Below are 21,127 nucleotides of genomic sequence, written 5' to 3'. Positions count from 1 at the left end.
GCGGGCCTGGGTTATCATCCGGCGGGCTGGCGTTATACCGCTGCACTTGGTGAGTTTAATATTAATACCATGAAAATGACCCTGGCATTTTTGTACGTCGGATTCCAGTACACAGCTTTCGTCGGCTATTAATGGCAGTGGAGATTCGCTGTATAACCGTTTCATGCCTTCCCAATCGTCTTTGGCCAGTGGTTGTTCTACAAACTCAACGCCCAGGTCTTTGAGCGCGGGTAATTTCTCCAGGGCTTCGGTAACCGTCCAGGCGGCATTGGCATCAACGCGTAGGATGGCATCGGTATGTTTGCGTAAGGCAGTTACAATTTCTATGTCCTGATCGGTGCCCAGTTTGATCTTGTAAACGGGCCAGGGTTTTTCCTGCATCTTCGCCACCATTTTGTCGATGGTGTCTATACCGATGGTATAATCGGTTGCAGGTGCATTCTGGATATCCAATCCCCATAATTTGTACAGGGGTTGGTTGCGGATTTTCCCGTACATATCCCAGGCGGCAATATCCAGCGCGCAGACCAGGAAATTATTTTGCGGGTATAAATGATGCAGGTAATGCCAGTAGCGTTCGGGATCGGTAAAAGCGAATTTTTCGACAAACTGCTTTTTTGCCACCAGGTCGGCCACCATTTTTTCAACAGGAATATTGTAATACGTGATCGCCGGTGCTTCACCATAGCCAACCATGCCCCTGTTTTCGAGTTGAACGATCAGGGAAGGTTGATGGGTTTTGGTTCCTTTTGAAATGGTAAAAGGGTACTTGAACGGGAGATTGATTGATTGGTACGCTACTTTCATCGTGAATGGTCAATGGTGAATGGTCAATAGGTAGCTATTTTCCATTCACCATATTAATTATTATACTTTTTCAACTTGTTAACTTGTCAACCTTTTTCTTTACCTGCCAGAGTCCCGCACATATTCCTCCAACTCTTCATTAAACTCTTTCTCTTTTATTAGCTGTTCCAGCGTCAGGTGCATGCGGTACCGCCAGTAATGTTTGGGAATGGCTGGGATATTAATGCGTTCTTCCTGTGGGTTCTCCCGGCGCAGGGTTTCATTCATGCCTAACAGATCCTGCAACTGGAATGTTGCCCACATGGCGGGCGATTGCAGGTGCTGTATCACAATGGCTTTATTGATCCATGCTTCACAGGTGGCCGGCGCCTCGCCCCATTGCCCCAATACCGTGTTAAAGAACCGTTGCGTTTTTGTGCGGTCTTCTTCCCACCAACCGCGTATGGTGCTCATATCGTGTGTTGATGGGGTTACCACCGACAGATACGGCGCCTGTGCCGGATGGAAGAATTCACTATGGATGTCTTTGGGCATCCGTTGTATTTCCAGGCTCACAATACCCAACTGTTTCATTACAACCGGTACGCATTGCGGCACCATGCCCAGGTCTTCCCCGCAAATAAGCATGTTGGTTGAACGCTTCAACGCCGGCAATTTACGTAACCCTTCCTGCATCCAAAAATGTTCCTGTCGCTGATAGAAATAATTTATATAAAGTTCCTTCAGTTTATCCTGCACATAACCTTCCAAATGACGGAATGAGGTGGTGCTTTCCATGCTGATGCGGAAATGAAATTCCCGCCCCTGCGACCCCGGCTGTTCAAACAAAATTACATTGGAAATAAGATCGTACAACCCCTGCCGCAAGTGCTGATTTTCTTCAGTGCGTTCCAGCGCATCGAAATGTATTTCCACCTGTCGCTGAGTGGCAAAATCCTGTTTCAACGTGTACTGGTTTCCGGCAGTATCCAGATAAGGATAGAACTTTTCTTTATTTGGACCAAATAGCTCCCACAACACGGTATCGTTGATGTATGGTTGACAATACCGCACGGGGTTGAACCAGATGCCGCGTTGTTCAAACTCTTCTTTATAAACAGGCAATGCGGGCACAAAATGGCCCATAATGCCCTCTACAGCGTTCATGGGGATACTCCAGATGCGGAAGAAACCAAGGATATGATCGATGCGAAAGGCGTCGAAGTAATTGCTCATTTGTACAAACCGCTTGTGCCACCAGTCAAAACCACCAGCAGCCATACGCTCCCAGTTATACGTAGGGAAGCCCCAGTTCTGCCCACGTACTGCAAAATCATCTGGCGGGGCGCCTGCCTGCATTTCCATATGATACAATTCCGGTTCAACCCAGGCATCGCTGCCATAACGGTATACCCCAATGGCAATATCACCTTTTAATATAACGCCATTCTTATGCGCATAGGCGGCAGCTTCCTGTAACTGGCTATGCAAATGGTATTGCGTAAAGTAATGAATGGCTACTTCATCGTACTGTTTGCTTTTGGGAGAGGCCAGTTTTTGAATGGCTTCTTTATTGTAAATATTATTCGTCTTCCATTGGTTAAAATCAGCTGTTCCAAAGCGATCACGCAGGCTGCAGAAAACCGCATAGGGCACCAGCCAGTGTTCATTCTGGTAAAAGAACTTCGCGAAATCGGGGTCTTTTAACCACTTGTCTTTTTGCACCATGTACAATTCTTTTATGGCGGCCTGCTTTACATGCATGACGGCTTCATAATCTACCTCGGACAGCTCATTCAATTGTACCTGTTTTTTTTTGAGCGGTTTTATGAGGTCGGCAAATTCCTTCCCGGCCACTTTACTGATATTTAAGTACAGGGGGTGTAAGGCAAATGCCGAGATAGCAGCGTATGGATAAGAATCCATCCAGGTGTGGGTGGCGATTGTATCGTTCACCGGCAAGATCTGGATCATTTTCATGCCGGTTTTTACGGCCCAGTCAACCAGCAGTTTCAGATCGGTGAATTCTCCGGTGCCAAAGGAGTTTTTGCTGCGTAAACTGAATACAGGAAGCACCACGCCTGCTCCCCGCCAGGTTGCATTAGGCAATCTGACAAAGCCATCGTGCAGGATGGTGAGGGTGTTTACCAGGGCGTCGCCATGTAACCAGCGGTTCTCCCCGGTTTCGAACCGCACAAAGCTTTTGCTTTTTATATTGTAAACCCCATATTTGTATTGAATGGGGAACGATTCCTTTGGTAAATGCAGTTTTACCGCCCACCAGTTGTTTTCGCGGTGCAGTAATACCGGATCTGTCTCATCCCAATCGGCCAGGGCCCTGTTGCTGCCCAGCAGGCACACGACCTCATTTTTCTCCAGCAGCGGTGCTTTTACTTTAAAATAGTGGGTGGCATTTTTGACTGGTTTGGCTTTGGTGCGGGTTTCCTGCTCTTTAAGGAGAATTTCCTGGAAGGGATCGGTGTAGAAGGCATTTTCAAATTCGCCGGCAGGGTTCCAGTTATCCATTACCCTGATCTCCTGCATGGGCTTTTTTGAGATGTCGATCGTTTTGTGGTCATCCCACTCCTGCACCTGAAAGCCATCCATGCCTTTATAAATGTAACTGTAATGAATGACGTCAGTTTGTGGATTGTTAATGGTTACTGTGCCCGTCCACAGGTCGTGACTAAGCCAGGTTAACGGGTGCGCCTTTTCAACATCGTTATTTCCCAGCTCATCGGTGTTGCCGGTTACTAAAAGGGATTCGCCGGGCCGGGTAAAAAATCTTATATAAAAATGGATAGTCATAATAGTGTTTTTATTTACAGGTACCGGGTTTTAAAAAGGGAATAAAGCCTGATAACATGTTCATGCTCAATGTAAAAATATAGCAAGAGTTCTAAAAAATACCATTAAGGCCTTAATGGTTCGGGAAATTCAGGACAAATCAGCGAGCCACAACCGGGAGGTTTGAGGTTTGAAAGATAGTAAAAAATACACACCCATTTCCTATTTCAAAACTTTCGCACTACTTTTGCCCCAAAATTTTACCAATATGGCTAATGGTTCTTCAAAATTTTTATACTGGATCCTGTTCCTTGCATCAACAGCGGCGTTTATTCTTGCTATCGCTACGCGTTTTGAATATTTGACCCTGATCCTGCCTTTTGTTTGTACGTTCTTTGTAAAGGCTTTGGATATTATCTAATTTTACGAGACTATCATATAAAAGAAATGCCACCAATTATTGGTGGCATTTCTTTTTAAATATGTGGTAGCTTTTATTTGACTGTTGCTTATTGCCCTTTTGCCGATTGACTTGCAACCTGCGTCTCGGGCTTTTCAATAAAAATGGTCTGTTTTAATTTCACGGCTACGGTTTGCTCGTGTTTTACGGCCGGTGTCCATTGCGGCATATTCTCAAACGCTTCTATCAGGTGATCGTTGAGGTCGTCATTGCCGCCCTTAATCACATTGGCGTAGATCACTTTTCCCGTTTTATCGATCACAAACTCCACCATGGCAAAGGTTTTCTGCTGCTGGCCCAGGTATGGCGCCATGTCTTTGCTCAGTTTATCAATAAAGGCCTGGAATTTATCATTGCCACCAGGGAAAATCGGTAAGCGCTCCACTACAGTGGAGATCTCATCCTGGTTATAGGTCTTCAGCGGACGGCGTTCTTTTTTTACCACCTCTGGTTCTTTATCTTTCGGTATAATGCCATCTATCACATACTCGCCTTTCTTTGATACCATGATAACCGGCAGTTTGCGGGTTTTTTCAAAGTAAGTGTAGGCATGCTTCAACTCATCGGCCAGCGGCAGGTATTCAGGAAAATCCTTTACATACTTTTTCAGGTATTCGCCGCTGCGGGGATTGTCGAAACGTATGGGGAAAATATGCACCGGAATGAAATCCTGTCCTTCACTTTTAGCGTGTGCGGCCAGAATGTACAGTTCCTCTATCTGTTCATTATTAACGGGGATGCAACCGGTGGTAACACAGCTGCCATGGATATAAATATCGCCGCCAGGCATCAGGGAATCGCTGAGGATCCGGTCTGAGGCATTGGGGTAATTCAACCCAAGCGACAGGTGGTAATTACTTTTGGGGTTGAACTCATTGATATAATAGAAGCCCTCGGGCACCTGGTAATCGCCTGCCATACGTTTGGGGCCCAGGGAGCCTGCCATAGCGCATACCCGATAGGTTTTAAACAGGGCGAATTTATCGTTCAGGTCCTGTTTAACCCAAACTTCTATCTGGCTGTCGTATTTAAAGGAGCGAATGTAAATGTAGCGGGCAGGCCAGGCTAACTTTTTCTCCTCAAACTGCTTCATCAATGTGTCTTCCTTTTTTTTCAGCGCATCGTTAATGCGCGGGAAGCCACGTTGGTAATCGATAAAATTAATACTGGTAGCTGCAGTTTGCGCTGAAGCTGTTTTTACAAGGCTTATGGCCCCCAGTAAAAGTATATACGCGTATCTCATGAATGTTAACTGGGATAGTAACGAAAAATAGGTTATGATTATTTACTACGCTGGCGTCAATCGGTGTTAAAATTAATACAATCGGGCTACTAAAAAGCAATTTGGCTTATGCACATTGTGGAAAATACATGTTCCATTGTATCCCACCTGTTTTGTTGTTGATGCAGCTAAATGGCAGTTTAGCATCTACGATTGTTCATACTCAGGTGGTTCAACAATAAATTGTGATTAATGTTTATGCGAAAAGTAAAGATTGTTGCGCTGGAACGGGGCTTAAAAAAAATTGAAGGCCCGGAGAAAAGATGTTTGTTACCCCATCTTTTTCCAGGCCTCCAAAACAGGCAGATTCTCTCAATAATTATTATAAGTTTCCTCTCAGTTCCTGTTCCCGCTCAATGGCTTCGAACAGGGCCTTGAAGTTTCCTTTTCCAAAACTTTTGGCGCCTTTGCGCTGAATGATCTCAAAAAACAATGTGGGCCGGTCTTCAACGGGGCGGGTAAAGATCTGCAGCAGATAGCCTTCATCGTCCCGGTCAACCAGGATGCCCAGTTCTTTCAACGGCTCCAGGTCTTCGTCGATATGTCCTACCCTGTCGAGCAGTTCATCGTAATAGCTGGTAGGAATTTTCAGGAACTCAACACCACGGTCGCGTAATGTAGTAACGGTTTCCACAATGTTATTGGTTGCCAGCGCCACGTGCTGGCAGCCTTCGCCATCATAAAATTCCAGGTATTCTTCAACCTGTGATTTCTTACGGCCTTCAGCAGGCTCATTGATGGGGAATTTTACAAACCCGTTGCCATTGCTCATTACCTTACTCATAAGGGCCGAGTATTCGGTAGAAATATCATTATCGTCGAAGCTCAGGATGTTGCGGAAACCCAGCACTTCTTCGTAAAAGCTTACCCATTTATTCATTTGTCCCCAACCTACATTGCCTACGCAATGGTCAACATATTGCAAGCCGGTATCGGTTGGGTTGTATACTGTTTTCCACTCTTTAAAACCGGGCATAAAGGCGCCGGTGTAATTCTTTCTTTCTACAAACAGGTGAACGGTTTCGCCATAGGTATGAATACCGCTTAATACCACTTCGCCATGGTCGTCTTTAAGGCGGGTTGGTTCCATATAACTTTTACCGCCGCGTTTGGTGGTTTCTTCCCAGGCTTTGGTGGCATCCTGTACGCGCAGGGCCAGTACTTTTACGCCATCGCCATGTTTGTAAATATGGTCGGCCATGGGATTGCCGGCACGCAGCGGCGTTGTTAATACAAACGTGAGCTTGTTTTGTCTTATCACATAACTAACGCGGTCTTTTACGCCGGTCTCAGGCCCTGAATAGGCGATTGATTGAAAGCCAAAAGCGGTTTTATAGAAATGGGCAGCCTGTTTGGCGTTGCCTACATAAAACTCCACATAATCGGTTCCTTCGAGTGGAAGAAAATCGGTATCTGTATTGGGCGCAGTCGCCATTAATGTCTTTGACATACTATTTGTGTTTAAATGGTATTCAGGAAATAAAGCAGCAGTCAATTATAAAATAACTGGCAGCAAAGAATAAATTGTACGGGAGGGGAATACTACAAATGACTGTCCATAGCCAATGCTTCCATCAGCAGGGAATAGCCCATGCGCTTATCGTTAAAAACCTTATGTGGGTAATCGGGTTGCATTCGGTGAAACAAAGATAGCTAAAATGTTGATACCTAGGGCGGCCCCGAGCGGAGTCGAAGGGCGGGGAGCTGGATTTTACACATGGAGCGTCGTCGAAATGTGCCCTTCTCCTCACCCCGACTTCCTTATCTTTGTCGCTTAACTAAACACGAACCATGCAAAAAATCGGAATCCTTGGTGGCGGACAATTAGGCAGAATGCTTTTACAGGCCGCGGCCAACTATCCTGTTGAAACCTTTATCCTTGAAAACGATGATCAGTGCCCGGCAGCCCATTTGTGCCATCATTTTGTGAAAGGTGATATTCGGAATTTTGATGATGTGTACAATTTCGGCAAAGGACTGGATGCCATTACCATTGAAATTGAATCGGTGAACGAAGATGCCCTGGAAAAACTGGAACAGGAAGGCGTTCGGGTATATCCCCGCCCTGCCGCCCTGCGCACTATAAAAAACAAGATCCTGCAAAAAGAATTTTATAAAGAAAAACAAATTCCCACCTCTCCATTTATTATTACGCAGAACCTGGCCGAACTAAGGGCCAATGCTTCTTTTTTACCAGCTGTACATAAAATTGGCATCGGAGGTTATGATGGGCGTGGTGTTCAATTGTTGAACGCATCTGATGACCTGCCTAAAGGTTTTGATGCGCCGGCCGTTTTGGAAAAAATGGTGACTATTCATCGCGAGATCTCCCTAATTATTGCGGTGAACGATAAAAATGAGATCGCTTTTTACCCACTGGTTGATATGGTGGTAGACCAACGGTTGAACCTGCTCGACTACCAGATCAGTCCGGCTGAAGTGAACGAAAAAACATTGTGGAAAATAGAAGCCATTGCACTGGCTGTAGTAAAAGGACTAAAAAGTGCAGGTATTTTTGCGGTTGAGTTGTTTGTAGATAAACAGGGTGACGTGTTTGTAAACGAAACCGCTCCACGCGTTCATAACAGTGGCCATCATACTATAGAAGCCAATTACAGTTCGCAGTTTGATATGTTGTGGCGCGTTATGTTACAATATCCGTTAGGCAATACTGATGCTATTTTACCAGCCGCCATTGTAAACCTGGTAGGCGCCGAAGGATTTGAAGGCGAAGCTAAATACCAGGGGCTGGAAGAAATACTGGCCATGGATAATGTGTTTGTTCACCTCTATGGAAAAAAACAAACCAAGCCTGGCCGCAAGATGGGGCACGTAACCATCGTCAGTAAAGACAAACAGGATTTGACGTATAAAGCGAATAGGATTAAAAACATATTAAAAGTAGTTTGTTAACCCCCGTTCTGCCTGCCGTTCATCTCTTTTTAATATACAAGCTTAGGTAAAACATTAATTTTGCGGGCGATACGTCAGCGTAAAACGTGAACCGTTTCACGACATTAAACTTATAACAACTCAGATGAACCGTAACAGCAGGATTGTTTTTGGATTTATTCTGTCCCTCATTTTTATTTCCTGTAAAAGCGAGAAAAAAGATGATGCCCCCAAAGCCGGCGGCAAGGCCGGCGGTGGCAATCGCCCCGTACAGGCTGAAGCATTTATTGTAAGAGCAAAACCCCTTAGCGAAAGCCTGGAGATCCCCGGTACCCTGTTCCCCTTTGAAGTAACTGAGATCCGCCCTGAAATTTCTGGCCGCGTAGTTGCATTGAATATTCCGGAAGGAAGTTTTGCGCAAAAAGGCGCCTTGCTGGTAAAGCTGTTCGACGGCGACCTGCAGGCACAGCTAAAGAAATTACAGGTGCAATTGCAGATTGCTCAAAAAACGGCTGAACGCCAGAAGGAATTGTTATCTATCAACGGTATCAGCCAGCAGGAATACGACCTCAGTGAATTGCAGGTAAGCAACCTGAAAGCTGATATTGATCTTACCCAGGTAAGCATTAGCAAAACTGAGATCAGGGCGCCTTTTACCGGTCGTATCGGTTTAAGGAATATCAGTAACGGCGCGTATATCAGTCCCACTACCCTTGTTACTACCATTAGCCAGGTTAATCAATTGAAACTGGAATTCACCGTACCTGAAAAATACAGTGAGGCCATGCATAAAGGCCGTCAGGTGAGCTTTACTATAGCAGGAACCGATCAAAAGTTCAACGCATCTGTGCTGGCTACCGAATCGAATATTGAAGCCACTACCCGTACCCTGAAAGTAAGGGCGGTGGTACAGGGCAAACACCAGTTGTTGGTACCTGGCGCCTTTGCTAAAGTAGCTTTACAATTGGGAAAGAACGACCACTCCCTGATCGTTCCTTCACAGGCTGTAATTCCACAGGCGCGTAACAAAAGCGTGATCGTGTATAAAGATGGTAAACCCAACTTCCAGGTGGTTGCTACCGGCATTCGCGATTCATCGTATGTGCAGGTGTTAGATGGCGTTAAGGAAGGCGATACGATCATCATTACAGGTTTACTGGCCATCCGCCCTGATAGTAAAATCAAATTAGTAAAAGTTCAATAAGATAGTTTAATGAAATGAGCCATAAAATTTTCGAGCTATCATACTATTTTGCGATGAAAATTTTATGGCGAATTCCATCTGGCCAAAATAAAATAGAAATTTTCAGATGAATATCTCGGAACTGAGTTTGCGGCGACCGGTATTGGCAACGGTACTGAACATCCTGATCGTGCTGTTCGGGGTGATCGGTTTTACCTTCCTGGGGGTTCGTGACTATCCCGCCATCGATCCGCCCAACGTAAGCGTGCGCACGAGTTATCCCGGCGCCAATGCAGACATTATAGAATCACAGATCACAGAACCACTCGAAAAATCCATTAACGGTATTGCGGGTGTAAGAAATATCACGTCAACAAACAGCCAGGGTGTAAGCAGTATTAACGTAGAGTTTGACCTGAGCATTGACCTGGAAGCTGCCGCCAATGACGTGCGCGATAAAGTTTCCCAGGCCATCCGCTCCTTACCTACCGACCTTCCGGCCCCGCCTGTTGTTTCAAAGGCCGACGCGAGCTCTGACGCCATCATCTCCATGACGGTGCAAAGTAATACGCGCAACCAGCTGGAGATAACAGAATATGCGAACAACGTACTGGTTGAACGGTTACAAACCATACCCGGTGTTAGCTCCATTCAGATCTGGGGGGAAAAACGCTACGCCATGCGTATCTGGTTCAACCCCGCCAAACTGAGCGCTTACGGCTTAACGCCAGGCGATGTGCAGGCTGCGATAGCCAAAGAGAATGTGGAATTACCTTCGGGTAAGATAGCAGGCAATAAAACGGAATTAACGGTGCGCACCTTCGGTCGCTTAACAACCGAAGAAGACTTCAATAATGTTATTGTAAAGAATGTGAACGGCAGCGACATCCGGTTAAAGGATGTGGCTGAAGCGGTATTAGGACCCGAGAACGAAGAAACCGTTTTGAAGGAAAGCCGCATTCCTATGATCGCGCTGGCCCTGGTGCCTCAACCCGGTTCCAACTACGTAGCCATCTCGAACGAGTTTTATAAACGCCTTGCCCAGCTGGAAAAGGAAATGCCCGGTGATATTAAACTGGGTATTGCACTCGATCAAACCAAATTCATCAAGCGTTCTATTTCAGAGGTAGAAGAAACCCTGATCATATCATTGATCCTGGTGGTGCTGATCATTTATTTGTTCTTCCGCAGCTGGCTGATCGCTTTCCGGCCATTGATCGACATCCCGGTGTCATTGATCGGCGCCTTCTTTATCATGTACGTCAGCGGTTTTACGGTGAATGTGTTGTCGCTGCTGGGTATTGTACTGGCCACCGGTCTGGTGGTGGATGATGGTATTGTGGTTACCGAAAACATCTTTAAAAAGATGGAAGAAGGGATGAACAAATACCAGGCTGCGAAAGAAGGTTCAAAAGAAATTTACTTTGCGGTTATCGCTACGTCCATTACGCTGGCGATCATCTTCTTACCCATCATTTTCTTACAGGGCTTCGTAGGCCGCCTGTTCCGCGAGTTTGGTATTGTGGTAGCCGGTGCGGTGTTGATCTCTGCCGTTGTATCGCTTACACTTACGCCGGTACTGAACGTGAAGCTGACCCGCGATGTGCATAAGCACAGCTGGTTCTATCATAAAACGGAACCTTTCTTCCGCTGGATGGAAGACGGTTATCACAATTCGCTGAAGCGGTTTATGCGCGTGCGCTGGATCGCCTGGGTAATTGTGGCGGCTTGTGCGGGCATCATTTATTTCATTGGTGGCAGCATACAGTCTGAGCTGGCGCCTATGGAAGACCGCAGCCAGTTCCGTTTACAGGTTACAGCGCCTGAAGGTACCGCCTATGATTATATGGATACCTATATTGACCGGTTGGCGCAACTGGTAATGGATTCAGTGCCTGAATCCAAAACGGTGTTGAGCATTGTGGCCCCTGGTTTCAGTGGTTCCGGTGCTACCAATACCGGTATGGTACGTACTACCTTAAGCGATCCTGAGGAACGCACCCGCTCGCAACAACAGATCGTTGATCTTATAAACCGCAACCTGGGTAAGTTCTCAGATGGTAAAGCTTTTGCCATCCAGGAACAAACCATTGCAGTAAACCGCCGTTCGGGGTTACCGGTACAGTTCGTTATTCAAAACAATGATTTTGATAAAATAGCCCAGGTGCTGCCAAAGTTCCTGGAAGAGGCGAACAGGAACCCGGTTTTCCAGGGGGTGGATGTGGACCTGAAATTCAATAAACCGGAGGTTAATATTGAAGTAGACCGCATAAAAGCCAGTCAGCTGGGCGTGAGCGTTTCCGATGTATCGCAAACCCTGCAGCTGGCCCTGAGTAATTTGCAGATGGGGTATTTTTACCGTACCGGTAAACAATATTCCGTGATCGGCCAGGTGGAGCGGAACGATCGTGACGACCCTACTGACCTGAAGAATATTTATGTGCGCAATAACCGAAACGAAATCATTTCACTGGATAACCTGGTTACCATGCGCGAGGCAACCACCCCGCCTACCCTGTACCACTTTAACCGGTATAAATCGGCCACCGTTTCGGCTGGTGTAGCACCAGGTCATACATTGGGTGAGGGTATAAAGGTGATGGAGGATATAGCGAAGAAATTACTGGATGACTCCTTTGCCACTTCGCTCTCAGGCCCCAGCCGCGACTTTGCAGAGAGTTCCGGTAATACTTCCTTTGCCCTGTTACTGGCGTTGGGACTGATCTTCCTGGTACTGGCAGCGCAGTTTGAAAGCTTTATTGATCCAGTTGTGATCATGATTACGGTACCGATGGCCTTTGCGGGCGCCCTGTTGAGCTTGTGGTTGTTCGACCAAACACTCAACATCTTTTCACAGATTGGCATGATTATGCTGGTAGGGCTGGTGACCAAGAACGGTATCCTGATCGTGGAGTTCGCCAACCAGAAACAACATGCCGGTTTGCGTAAACGGGAGGCAGTAATTGAAGCGGCGAGTGCTCGTTTACGCCCTATCCTGATGACGAGCCTGGCCATGGCCCTGGGTGCATTACCATTGGCGTTATCGCTGGGTGCTGCCTCAACAAGCCGTATACCGCTGGGTATTGTGATCGTGGGCGGTATCATGTTCTCACTGATATTGACCTTGTATGTGATCCCAGCCGTTTATTCATTCCTGTCGCAGCCAAAACACAAAAGTGAAATGGAACTGATGGATGATAAAGAAGGGCACAGAGCTTAATAGGTTACCAGTAACTTTAATTTTACTATGAAATATATTTTCTCATTGTTTGTTTCTTTGAGTGTTGTCACCCAAATAAACGCACAACAGCAGCTTACCTTACAGGATGCCATCACGGCTGCTTTGAAAAATAACTACGACATCTTATTGAGCCGTAACGATTCTACTTCCTATGCACTGGATCGTTATTATTCATTCGGCGCCTTTATGCCGCAGTTGAATGGAACGGCCTCGGCAGTTTGGAATACCAACAATCAACAATTGAAGTTTGCCAGCCGGGTAAATGGTAAAGACAGTTTGATTACCCGTAATGGCGTACGCACTTCTAATTTAAACTACGGCGTAAGCATGAACTGGACCCTGTTCGATGGGTTGAAGATGTTTGCTACCCGCGAAAGATTAATGGAGCAGGAAGCGCTCGGCGCCCTGAACCTGAAATCGCAGATCGTGAACAGCGTGGCGGCCGTGATCAATAGTTACTATGGCATTGTTCGCCAGAAAGAATTATTAAGAGCGCTTGAAAATCAGGATACGGTGTATGTAGAACGCGTTCAGTTGGCCGATAAGAAATTATCGGTGGGTTTGGGCAGCAAACCCGAACTGTTGCAAGCCAGGGTTGACTTCAATGCGCAAAAAACGCTTCAGTTAACGCAACAATCGATACTGGCCCAGTTGCGTGACCAGTTAAACCAATTGATTGGCTTTAAACAAGGCTCTGTATACGAGGTGGAAGACAGTATTCCGCTTAACACCTCGTTGCAATATGGGGAATTTGCCCAGCAATATGAGAGGTCAAATCCAATGCTGCTGGCTGCTAAAAAGAGCATCGAAGTAGCCAATCTTTCCGTAAAAGAACAAAAAGCCGGTTTGTGGCCTACCCTTTCCTTCAATTCTGCCTACAACTTTTCCAAAACCAATAACAGCGTGGTGGTGAATCAGAACCAGCCGTTCTATAACCAGAACAGGGGGTTTAACTACGGGCTTGGACTGAATGTACCTATTTTGAACGGATTGAATACCCGCCGTTTGATAAGGCAGGCGCAACTGAATGTGCAGTACCAGGAAGTGAATTACGAAAAACAACGCTCCCTGGTAGATGTAGGCATCAGCAATTCTTTCAAAGACTACGAATTGCAGAAGAAACTGCTCGATATAGAATACGACAACATTTTGCTGGCCGACGAGAACGTAAATATTGCGCTGCAGCGGTTAAAACAAGGGGTAACCACTTCGCTTGAATTACGCGAGGCGCAAAAGAGTCAGCAGGACGCTTATATCCGGCTTATTACCGCAAAATACAATACCAAGATGGCCGAAACGGAATTGTTACGGTTAAAAGGCGATCTGTTGAAGTAGGTACTGTTATTACCGGCCTTTGCGGGTGCGCAAATATTTTCTTTTCTTTGCCATATAACTTACTCTTAATATGGATCCAAAGGTTGGAATAATTATGGGCAGCGATAGCGATCTGCCTGTTATGCAGGCAGCGGCAGAAGTGTTGAAGGGGCTGGGTATTCCTTTTGAATTAACGGTGGTGAGCGCACATCGTACACCCATGCGGATGGTGGAATATGCTACAAAGGCCCGCGGGCGGGGTTTGAAAGTGATTATTGCCGGGGCAGGCGGCGCCGCCCATTTGCCGGGAATGGTAGCTTCCCTTACGCCATTGCCGGTGATCGGAGTGCCTATTAAATCTTCCAATTCAATAGATGGCTGGGATTCTGTATTATCAATTCTACAAATGCCCAATGGCATACCGGTTGCTACAGTAGCGCTGAATGCTGCTAAAAACGCTGGTATTCTGGCCGCCTCCATTATAGGGTCATTTGATGAACATATTGGGGATCAGGTAGCTGCCTACAAGAAGAAACTGGAAGAAGAGGTATTGGTAAAGATCGAAAATCTAAAAAAACAAGGGTGGGAAAACAAATTTGATTAGGCAGATATATTCCATCCTTGTAATTTGCGCGCGGTATGAAACTCAAATTGCTCGACTACAGAGAAGTTCCGGATTTGCCCATTGGCTCAAATGTTGAATTTTTTAATGAAACCCTATACCTGGTTGATGATGATGCCAGTGACCTTGTTGTCCTCAAAAAGTGGCAGGTTCAGGCCAAGCATCGCCTGCTGGGGTACGATGATCCCAAATTACTGGCCGGGACAAGATCCGATTTTGAAGCAACTACCATCGTAGTGGTGAATAGTATTCCCCGCCTGCTGGTAATGGGTTTCGATGTAAAAGACCAACACCACAAAGCCATCCTGGTTAACCTGGATGATCTCACCAAGGAAGAATACGATATTTCCGTTTTCTATAACCGGTTGAAAGAAACCGTAAGCGTAATCAATATTGAGTCGGCCGCCATTGTACTGGGCAAACTCATTTTGTGTAACCGCGACCACAAAACAGCTCCTGAAAAACACATCATTGTAACCGATGCTGATTTCTGGAAGAACCAGGAAAAAGCTGAGATCACTACCGTAAGTTTTGATCTGCCGCAAACGCCTAAACAGGTGGTTGGTTTATCAGGACTCGCCTATTCGTATAAAAACGACTGGCTGGTAGTAAGCTTACTGTCTGAAAGTGGTGATAAAGATCATCAGACTACAGGCGATAGTTACCTGGCCGTTATTGAAAACGCTTCACGCAAAGTGGTGCGTAAAAAAATGAAGGTAAATTCCCTGTTTCATTTAAGTGAGGCAGACGAGGGTTTTGCCGGGTTCAATATGCAGTCGGTTTGTATCAGGACGGATAAAAGCAGCCGGGTGAAATTATACCTGCTGGCCGATAACAAAGCCGCTCGTAAAAATGGCATCTTCGCCGTACGCGTTAAAGAATAATCATCTTATTACAAATAGAAAAACCCCGATGATATTCATCGGGGTTTTTACTTTTATAAGTGTCGCTTTAATTTTCTTCCAGAATAATGAATTCCTGCTCTAACGTGGGCGAGTGTTCATATACTTTTTGAATGAATTCCTGACCCCACAAGGCAAACCAGGGCATAAAGTTATCAACCCGTTCCTGCAAGCCATTGCGCGGGAAGATGGCTGTTCTGATAGCCTGTATCTGTCGCTGCTCGGCTTCGTATTTTCTTTTTTCAGCGCGCAGTAATTTCTTTTCCAGTTCCTGCAAAGGCTTCAGCGTGCGGGCCTGTAGTGCTTCTACGTGCTGGGTCAGCGATTGATCGATGGCCGCTGTTTTATTTTTTAACTGCTCATATACGTGCATGGCAGCTTCCAGTTCATGCTTTAATTTCAACTCTCCATTCTTGTGGCGCGATACCAGTTGAGTTAACAACTGATTTTCCGATTGAAAAAAGTCTTTCGATTGCAAACCCAGTTTCTGGATCTTTTCCTGCCACTTCTTTTCCACTATCAAAAACGAATTACGCAACACCAGCATGGGGAATGGCACCTGGTAATGGTCAAACAGGCCTTTTAATTCCAGCCAGTAAGCCGTTTCGCCACCGCCACCAATAAACGCAATATTGGGCAATACCGTTTCCTGGTACAATCCCCGTAAGATCACATTCGGACTGAACCGTTCAGGATGGTTACCCAGTTCGGTCAGTATTGCTTCCTGAGAAAAATTAACAGTGGTGTTCCTTACTTTGTATTGGCCATCTTTTAATTCAATCAACTCGCGGATACCATCCTTCAGGTAGAATAAATTAATAGGCCGCGGTGATGCCTGTACTTTATGTTCCTGCGAAAGCTGTTCAATGGTTTTACCTACAATACCGGCGGGTGTTTGTTGCAGCAGGTCTTCCCGAAAAACCGGTTCCATCACTTTCTTCAGGTTCGCATTATCGGGCAGTATCACTATCAACCCATATTCTGCAAATAATGCATTGATCAGTTTAAAAGTGGCTATCTGTATATCCAGGCTTTGTAAATAACAGTCGCGCAGCAGTTGTATCAATTCTTTTCCATGGGGTTGAACCGATAATTCGCCATCAATGCGATGGATCAGTTTATCGAGCCCTTTAGTGGTCATGCGGCCAACCGCCCCGGTTTGTTTGGTGTCCCAAACCAGTTTTTCGCCGCCCAGGTAAACATGGCCCAGTTCATCGAGGTCCGCATCTTCGCTGCCCATCCAGAAAACGGGTACAAAATGTTTATCGGGAAATTCCTTTTTTAACCGGTCGGCCAGTTTTATAACATGTACTATTTTATAAATGAAATACAGGTGGCCGGTAAAAATGGCCGGCTGGTGCGCTGTAGTAATGGTGAACGTATTGGGTTGCAGCAGTTGTTTAATGTTCTGCTGAACCTGGCTAGATGTGTGCACCCCCACGTATTGCTGCTGTAGTTCTTTCACCAGTAACTGACGGTCGGGTTGCACGGATTCCCTGGCCTCTATGGCGGCCTTTATCCCTTCCAACGATACCGGATGCTTATAAAAAGGCAGTAAGGAGGGCGACTGGTTCAAATAATCTATAATGATCTTAGAAAAGTAACCGGTCTGTTCAAATGATAAATTAGTAGAATTACAATCCATAATTAAGCGAATGCGAACATAAAAGTACTATCAACTGCACGTTTGCCATAACTGATCGTCAATTTTAACGTTCCATTGCTACTTTAGTTCATACGCCACTATTTTATTTTTAAAGAAGGTGGGAACATACACGATCCTGTTTTTGGCATCGTAGCCAATATCGGCCGTATTGGATTTTTGTTCACGCGTATCGAGCAGGAGTTGTTTGGTGCCATCTCCCTTTACATAATACACTGTTCCAATCCAGCAGCTTACGATATAATCTTTCCCTGTAACATGTTCCAGTCCATCGGTGCTGGCTTCCATGCCATCGGCCAGTTTGGTAAGGGCTTTATCTTTTTCTACTTTATATAAACCGCCGGCATCCAGGATATACAGGTTGTCGCCATCAATTAACACTCCATTAGGGCCTTTCAGGTTCTCAAGCCAGGTGGTTACCTGTCCGTTCTCGATGCGGTGGATCTTTTTGGTTTTGGAGTCTGAAACGTAGATCACGCCTTTTTTATCAACCGTAAGGTCGTTCAGGCCTTCGGCGCCTGTAACCGGAATGGTTTGGGTGAGTACGCCTTTTTTGATATCGATAACGCCTACTTTGTCAACGTCGGCTACATACAGATTGTTTTTATATAACCCCATTCCCTTGGGTGCATTAAAGCCGCTTACCCAGTCAACGGTAATGATCTTGCCATCGAGCCCCACTTTGCCCACAGAGCCTTTATTGTCTTTTTCCCAGGGCTGTCCGTCTATGTTGGTAACATATATGATCTTATTCTCTGCGTCATACAAGGCCGATTCAGGTACCTTCAACAGCGTATCTGTTTCCCATTTTTTAACGAGTTGATGTTCCTGGGAAAAGGCAACTGTACCAGCCCCCATAAGTATAGAAACGGCAATGGCTATTTTTTTCATATGTCTTGTTTTTTAAAGGTTATAAAGGTGCGATAATATTTTATTTTTCCAGACAGTCGTTGAGCTGGTTTTTCAACAATTTTATAAAATACATATGCTGAAATTACTGAGATTATATAGCCGGCTATAACCAGTATAACAATTTGGTACCCGGCGTTGAATGTATGCGATAATACATTGATGAATGCTTTGCCGGTTATAGGGTGAAGCAGGTACAGCGAGTAAGATATTTTTCCCAGGAAATTCAGTGCGCTATTGGTAAAGGCAGGCAGAAAATTGATGATCAGGATAGTAAATAATGCAGCTGTAGCGTAACTTATTGGCGCGACCATTACAGCAACCGTTAGGCAGAGCAACGTTACAATAAAACACTCCCTGCTTTCAATAATATTCGTTTGCCAAAAAGTATAAAGTATGCCAATGAGAAAAAAAGGGGCATGTACCGGGAAGAATTTATAGTCTGGCAGTAAGAAAGGGCTGAATAAAAAGATCAAATAAAAGCAATACCGATAGGCCTTAATACCAGTCAACAACAAAGGCAGCAGCAGCGACAATAGAATATAATATTGAAATTCCACAGATAACGTCCAAAAGATGCCTAATGCCCAACGGCCATGGAAAAACGGCACCAGGTAACCCACGTGAAGGAGGAGATCTCTGGTTGCAGGCATTTGATCAACATCGGCTGAAGTAGGAACAAGCGTTCTGAGCTGAAAATAGATAAGCGCCAAAACAATACATGCCAGGTACGGTGGTTCTATCCTTGCCAGCCGTTTCAACATAAATTTTCCCCAATTGCGATACCCATATCCACCCCGGATCATTGAAAGTGGGATCACGACTCCTGAGATCACAAAAAATATAAAAACCCCGGCTTTACCAATCCTGAAAATCTCTACGAGGTCAGCATTATGGATATAGCCAGGTGAAACGAAATGAAAAAAGCAAACCGTAGATGCCGCAATTCCACGCAGGCAATTAATGACAGGGATATTTTTTGCGGTGAGATCTGGTTTTACCGGCACTAAATCAATTTGCCATAAATATAGTTTATAAGTTATTAACTTACTGGGTTTGTAAGTTTTTCCGGAACCCACTAACTCAATAACTTACGAACTAAATAACGCTACACTATCAGAACCTTTCCGGGCTGAATGCAACTACATCAATAGAAGTCATCTTTTTACCTATAAGCTCCTCAACTAACTTTCCCGTTGCCGCCGCCAGGGATACCCCCAGCATGGCGTGGCCGCCAGCGATCACCAGGTTCGCATATTTACTGTGATGGCCTATATAGGGCAGCCCATCAGGCGTGAGCGGACGTAACCCATACCAGATCTTTTCTTTAGGCATCATATCTAATGCCAGATCGGGGTAATAGGCTTTAGCGCCGTTATAGATGGCCTGGGCGCGCTTTTCCAGCACGGGGGAATTGAGCCCGCTTATTTCCATAGTGCCACCCATCCGCAGATCAGCGCCCATAGGCGTCATGGCCACTCTTTTATCGACCAGGATGGCCGGGTAACGCAGGTTGCGTGGTACGTTCTCATACGTCATGCTATAACCCTTGCCGGCTTGTAATAACAGGGATACCCCTAACTTTTCGCTTACTACCGGCAACCAGCTTCCGCTGGCCAGCACCAGTTGTGAACAGTCGAATTTGCCCTGGTTGGTTATTACGGCCGTAACAGTATTGCCTTTTTTCTCAAAACCGGTTACCGTGGTGTTCAATTGCAGTTTTACCCCTGCTTTTTGCAGATGTGTTTTCAGCGTGCGCATAAAATCACCAGGGTGCAGGTGGCAGTCGATGGGATATAACACCCCTCCCCTTACATCAACCTGAACATCGGGCTCCATGGCCTGTACTTCCTGTGCACTGAAGATCTTTGTATCTATATTCAGTTGGGCTGCTTCTTTGGCCAGTTCTATTTCATGCTTTTCAGTAGCAGCTGATTTATACAGCATAAAGCAACCTACTTCCGCCATGCGGAAATGATTGCCAATGTCGTTCTTTATATCGCTTGTTAAATCGCGGCTGAGGTGCAGGAGATCATTTAACGGCGGAATATTCTTATGTAAAGTTTGTGCATTCGCCTGTTTCCAGAAGGTCATTAGCCATTTGATGAGATCGAGGTTGAGGCGGGGCTTTATATAAAACGGACTGGTAGAACTAAGCATCCAACGCAGACCTTGTGCTACTATACCGGGTGATGCCAGGGGGGTAAAATGGCTGGGCGATACATAACCGGCATTGCCAAAAGAGGTTCCATCGGTAAGGTCACCTTTTTCAATAACCGTAATGTCATAGCCTTCTTTTTGCAAGTAATAAGCACAGCAGAGACCGATTATGCCTCCGCCTATAATAGTAACCTGTTTACTCATGTGTTTGTTTGGTTGTATCTTCTGATATATGAACAAGTAATTGGCAATTGCCTACAACACCTGAAACCCATATGCATACGGGTCATCATCAGGGTCTATTGAGATCGTATTATAGCCATAGATCTTCGCCCAACCTTCTATACTGGGGCGGATAGCCGGTTTACCAGCAACCGTTGTTTCTTCTTCAATCCGGCCCACAAACTGCGACCCAATAATGCTTTCATGCACAAAGGCATCGCCCTTTTTCAATTTTCCCTTGGCATACCATTGAGCCATCCGGGCTGATGTACCAGTTCCGCAGGGCGAGCGGTCGATGGCTTTATCGCCATAAAACACCGCATTGCGGGCGGTAGCGTTTTTATCCATCACGGCGCCTGTCCATAAAATATGCGAACAACCATTGATGGTCGGGTTCTCCGGATGTACAAACTGGTATTGCGCGTTTATTCGTTTGCGTAATTCCCGCGCCCAGGCGATCAGCTGATCGGCGCCATAATGTTCCAGTCCTTTGAAATTGGGCTGCACATCTACTATGGCATAAAAGTTCCCGCCATAAGCTACGTCAATGGTAAGCTCGCCCAGATCGGGCGATGTTACTGTTAACCCCTCTGCAGCCAGGTAGGCCGGCACATTGGTAAGCTTTACGCTTTTTACTTTTTTGCCTTCCTGTTTGTAATTGATCATTACCAGACCGGCCGGGGTTTCCAGGCGAACGGCGCCCG

The 21,127-nt window shown here is 45.8% G+C and carries 16 protein-coding genes; 7 read left to right on the top strand and 9 right to left on the bottom strand.

The window, feature by feature from the left end; all coding sequences use genetic code 11:
- Positions 1-807: dipeptide epimerase (locus ACJ751_RS00690; RefSeq protein ID WP_407743439.1), on the bottom strand; the 807-nt coding region annotated here is incomplete at its 3' end.
- Positions 808-906: 99 nt separating this feature from the next.
- The gene (locus ACJ751_RS00685) at positions 907-3,594 is read right to left on the bottom strand and encodes a 4-alpha-glucanotransferase (protein WP_407743438.1); all 2,688 of its coding nucleotides are present in this window, start codon (positions 3,592-3,594) and stop codon (positions 907-909) included.
- Positions 3,595-3,841: 247 nt separating this feature from the next.
- Between ACJ751_RS00685 and ACJ751_RS00680 the strand changes: the two genes are divergently transcribed.
- The gene (locus ACJ751_RS00680; protein ID WP_407743437.1) at positions 3,842-3,994 is read left to right on the top strand and encodes a hypothetical protein; all 153 of its coding nucleotides are present in this window, start codon (positions 3,842-3,844) and stop codon (positions 3,992-3,994) included.
- An 88-nt stretch (positions 3,995-4,082) separates the two neighbouring features.
- Here the strand turns inward: ACJ751_RS00680 and ACJ751_RS00675 are convergent, their stop codons facing one another.
- A complete protein-coding gene (locus ACJ751_RS00675) occupies positions 4,083-5,276 on the bottom strand; it encodes a L,D-transpeptidase family protein (RefSeq protein WP_407743436.1) in 1,194 nt (397 codons plus the stop codon).
- Positions 5,277-5,637: 361 nt separating this feature from the next.
- Complete coding sequence (hppD, locus tag ACJ751_RS00670; RefSeq protein WP_407743435.1) at positions 5,638-6,765, bottom strand: 4-hydroxyphenylpyruvate dioxygenase; 1,128 nt, start codon at positions 6,763-6,765, stop codon at positions 5,638-5,640.
- A gap of 341 nt (positions 6,766-7,106) precedes the next feature.
- On the opposite strand from hppD, the gene ACJ751_RS00665 reads away from it, so the two are divergent.
- From ACJ751_RS00665 to ACJ751_RS00640, 6 genes are all read left to right on the top strand, one after another.
- A complete protein-coding gene (locus ACJ751_RS00665) occupies positions 7,107-8,228 on the top strand; it encodes a 5-(carboxyamino)imidazole ribonucleotide synthase (protein ID WP_407743434.1) in 1,122 nt (373 codons plus the stop codon).
- A 124-nt stretch (positions 8,229-8,352) separates the two neighbouring features.
- Positions 8,353-9,411: an efflux RND transporter periplasmic adaptor subunit gene (locus ACJ751_RS00660; protein WP_407743433.1), complete on the top strand. Its 1,059-nt coding sequence runs from the start codon at positions 8,353-8,355 to the stop codon at positions 9,409-9,411.
- Between the two features lie 106 nt (positions 9,412-9,517).
- Positions 9,518-12,610 (top strand): efflux RND transporter permease subunit, encoded by a 3,093-nt coding sequence (locus ACJ751_RS00655; protein WP_407743432.1) that lies wholly within the window; start codon positions 9,518-9,520, stop codon positions 12,608-12,610.
- 27 nt (positions 12,611-12,637) lie between these two features.
- The gene (locus ACJ751_RS00650; protein ID WP_407743431.1) at positions 12,638-13,966 is read left to right on the top strand and encodes a TolC family protein; all 1,329 of its coding nucleotides are present in this window, start codon (positions 12,638-12,640) and stop codon (positions 13,964-13,966) included.
- A 70-nt stretch (positions 13,967-14,036) separates the two neighbouring features.
- The gene (purE, locus tag ACJ751_RS00645; RefSeq protein ID WP_407743430.1) at positions 14,037-14,549 is read left to right on the top strand and encodes a 5-(carboxyamino)imidazole ribonucleotide mutase; all 513 of its coding nucleotides are present in this window, start codon (positions 14,037-14,039) and stop codon (positions 14,547-14,549) included.
- Positions 14,550-14,584: 35 nt separating this feature from the next.
- Complete coding sequence (locus tag ACJ751_RS00640) at positions 14,585-15,451, top strand: DUF6929 family protein (RefSeq protein ID WP_407743429.1); 867 nt, start codon at positions 14,585-14,587, stop codon at positions 15,449-15,451.
- Between the two features lie 67 nt (positions 15,452-15,518).
- Here the strand turns inward: ACJ751_RS00640 and bshC are convergent, their stop codons facing one another.
- From bshC to ACJ751_RS00615, 5 genes are all read right to left on the bottom strand, one after another.
- Complete coding sequence (gene bshC, locus ACJ751_RS00635; RefSeq protein WP_407743428.1) at positions 15,519-17,114, bottom strand: bacillithiol biosynthesis cysteine-adding enzyme BshC; 1,596 nt, start codon at positions 17,112-17,114, stop codon at positions 15,519-15,521.
- Between the two features lie 78 nt (positions 17,115-17,192).
- Positions 17,193-18,023, bottom strand: coding sequence for an SMP-30/gluconolactonase/LRE family protein (locus ACJ751_RS00630; protein WP_407743427.1), 831 nt, complete (start codon positions 18,021-18,023; stop codon positions 17,193-17,195).
- Positions 18,020-19,048, bottom strand: coding sequence for an acyltransferase family protein (locus ACJ751_RS00625; protein WP_407743426.1), 1,029 nt, complete (start codon positions 19,046-19,048; stop codon positions 18,020-18,022). The genes ACJ751_RS00630 and ACJ751_RS00625 overlap by 4 nt, the downstream gene beginning before the upstream one ends.
- A 109-nt stretch (positions 19,049-19,157) precedes the next feature.
- Positions 19,158-20,405, bottom strand: coding sequence for an NAD(P)/FAD-dependent oxidoreductase (locus tag ACJ751_RS00620; RefSeq protein ID WP_407743425.1), 1,248 nt, complete (start codon positions 20,403-20,405; stop codon positions 19,158-19,160).
- 51 nt (positions 20,406-20,456) lie between these two features.
- A partial coding sequence (locus ACJ751_RS00615) for a proline racemase family protein (RefSeq protein ID WP_407743424.1) occupies positions 20,457-21,127 on the bottom strand: 671 nt, incomplete at its 5' end.

The organism is Niastella sp. (genome assembly GCF_045805085.1).
Taxonomy (GTDB): domain Bacteria; phylum Bacteroidota; class Bacteroidia; order Chitinophagales; family Chitinophagaceae; genus Niastella.
The sequence above is the reverse complement of the archived record's forward strand: the minus strand, read 5'-3'. Positions and strand labels throughout refer to the sequence as shown.

Coding starts and splice junctions, on each gene's coding strand:
- ACJ751_RS00680 (WP_407743437.1), top strand. CDS start 3,842: ATGGCTAATGGTTCTTCAAAATTTTTATACTGGATCCTGTTCCTTGCA.
- hppD (WP_407743435.1), bottom strand. CDS start 6,765: ATGTCAAAGACATTAATGGCGACTGCGCCCAATACAGATACCGATTTT.
- ACJ751_RS00675 (WP_407743436.1), bottom strand. CDS start 5,276: ATGAGATACGCGTATATACTTTTACTGGGGGCCATAAGCCTTGTAAAA.
- ACJ751_RS00655 (WP_407743432.1), top strand. CDS start 9,518: ATGAATATCTCGGAACTGAGTTTGCGGCGACCGGTATTGGCAACGGTA.
- bshC (WP_407743428.1), bottom strand. CDS start 17,114: ATGGATTGTAATTCTACTAATTTATCATTTGAACAGACCGGTTACTTT.
- ACJ751_RS00660 (WP_407743433.1), top strand. CDS start 8,353: ATGAACCGTAACAGCAGGATTGTTTTTGGATTTATTCTGTCCCTCATT.
- ACJ751_RS00620 (WP_407743425.1), bottom strand. CDS start 20,405: ATGAGTAAACAGGTTACTATTATAGGCGGAGGCATAATCGGTCTCTGC.
- ACJ751_RS00665 (WP_407743434.1), top strand. CDS start 7,107: ATGCAAAAAATCGGAATCCTTGGTGGCGGACAATTAGGCAGAATGCTT.
- ACJ751_RS00685 (WP_407743438.1), bottom strand. CDS start 3,594: ATGACTATCCATTTTTATATAAGATTTTTTACCCGGCCCGGCGAATCC.
- ACJ751_RS00640 (WP_407743429.1), top strand. CDS start 14,585: ATGAAACTCAAATTGCTCGACTACAGAGAAGTTCCGGATTTGCCCATT.
- ACJ751_RS00630 (WP_407743427.1), bottom strand. CDS start 18,023: ATGAAAAAAATAGCCATTGCCGTTTCTATACTTATGGGGGCTGGTACA.
- purE (WP_407743430.1), top strand. CDS start 14,037: ATGGATCCAAAGGTTGGAATAATTATGGGCAGCGATAGCGATCTGCCT.
- ACJ751_RS00650 (WP_407743431.1), top strand. CDS start 12,638: ATGAAATATATTTTCTCATTGTTTGTTTCTTTGAGTGTTGTCACCCAA.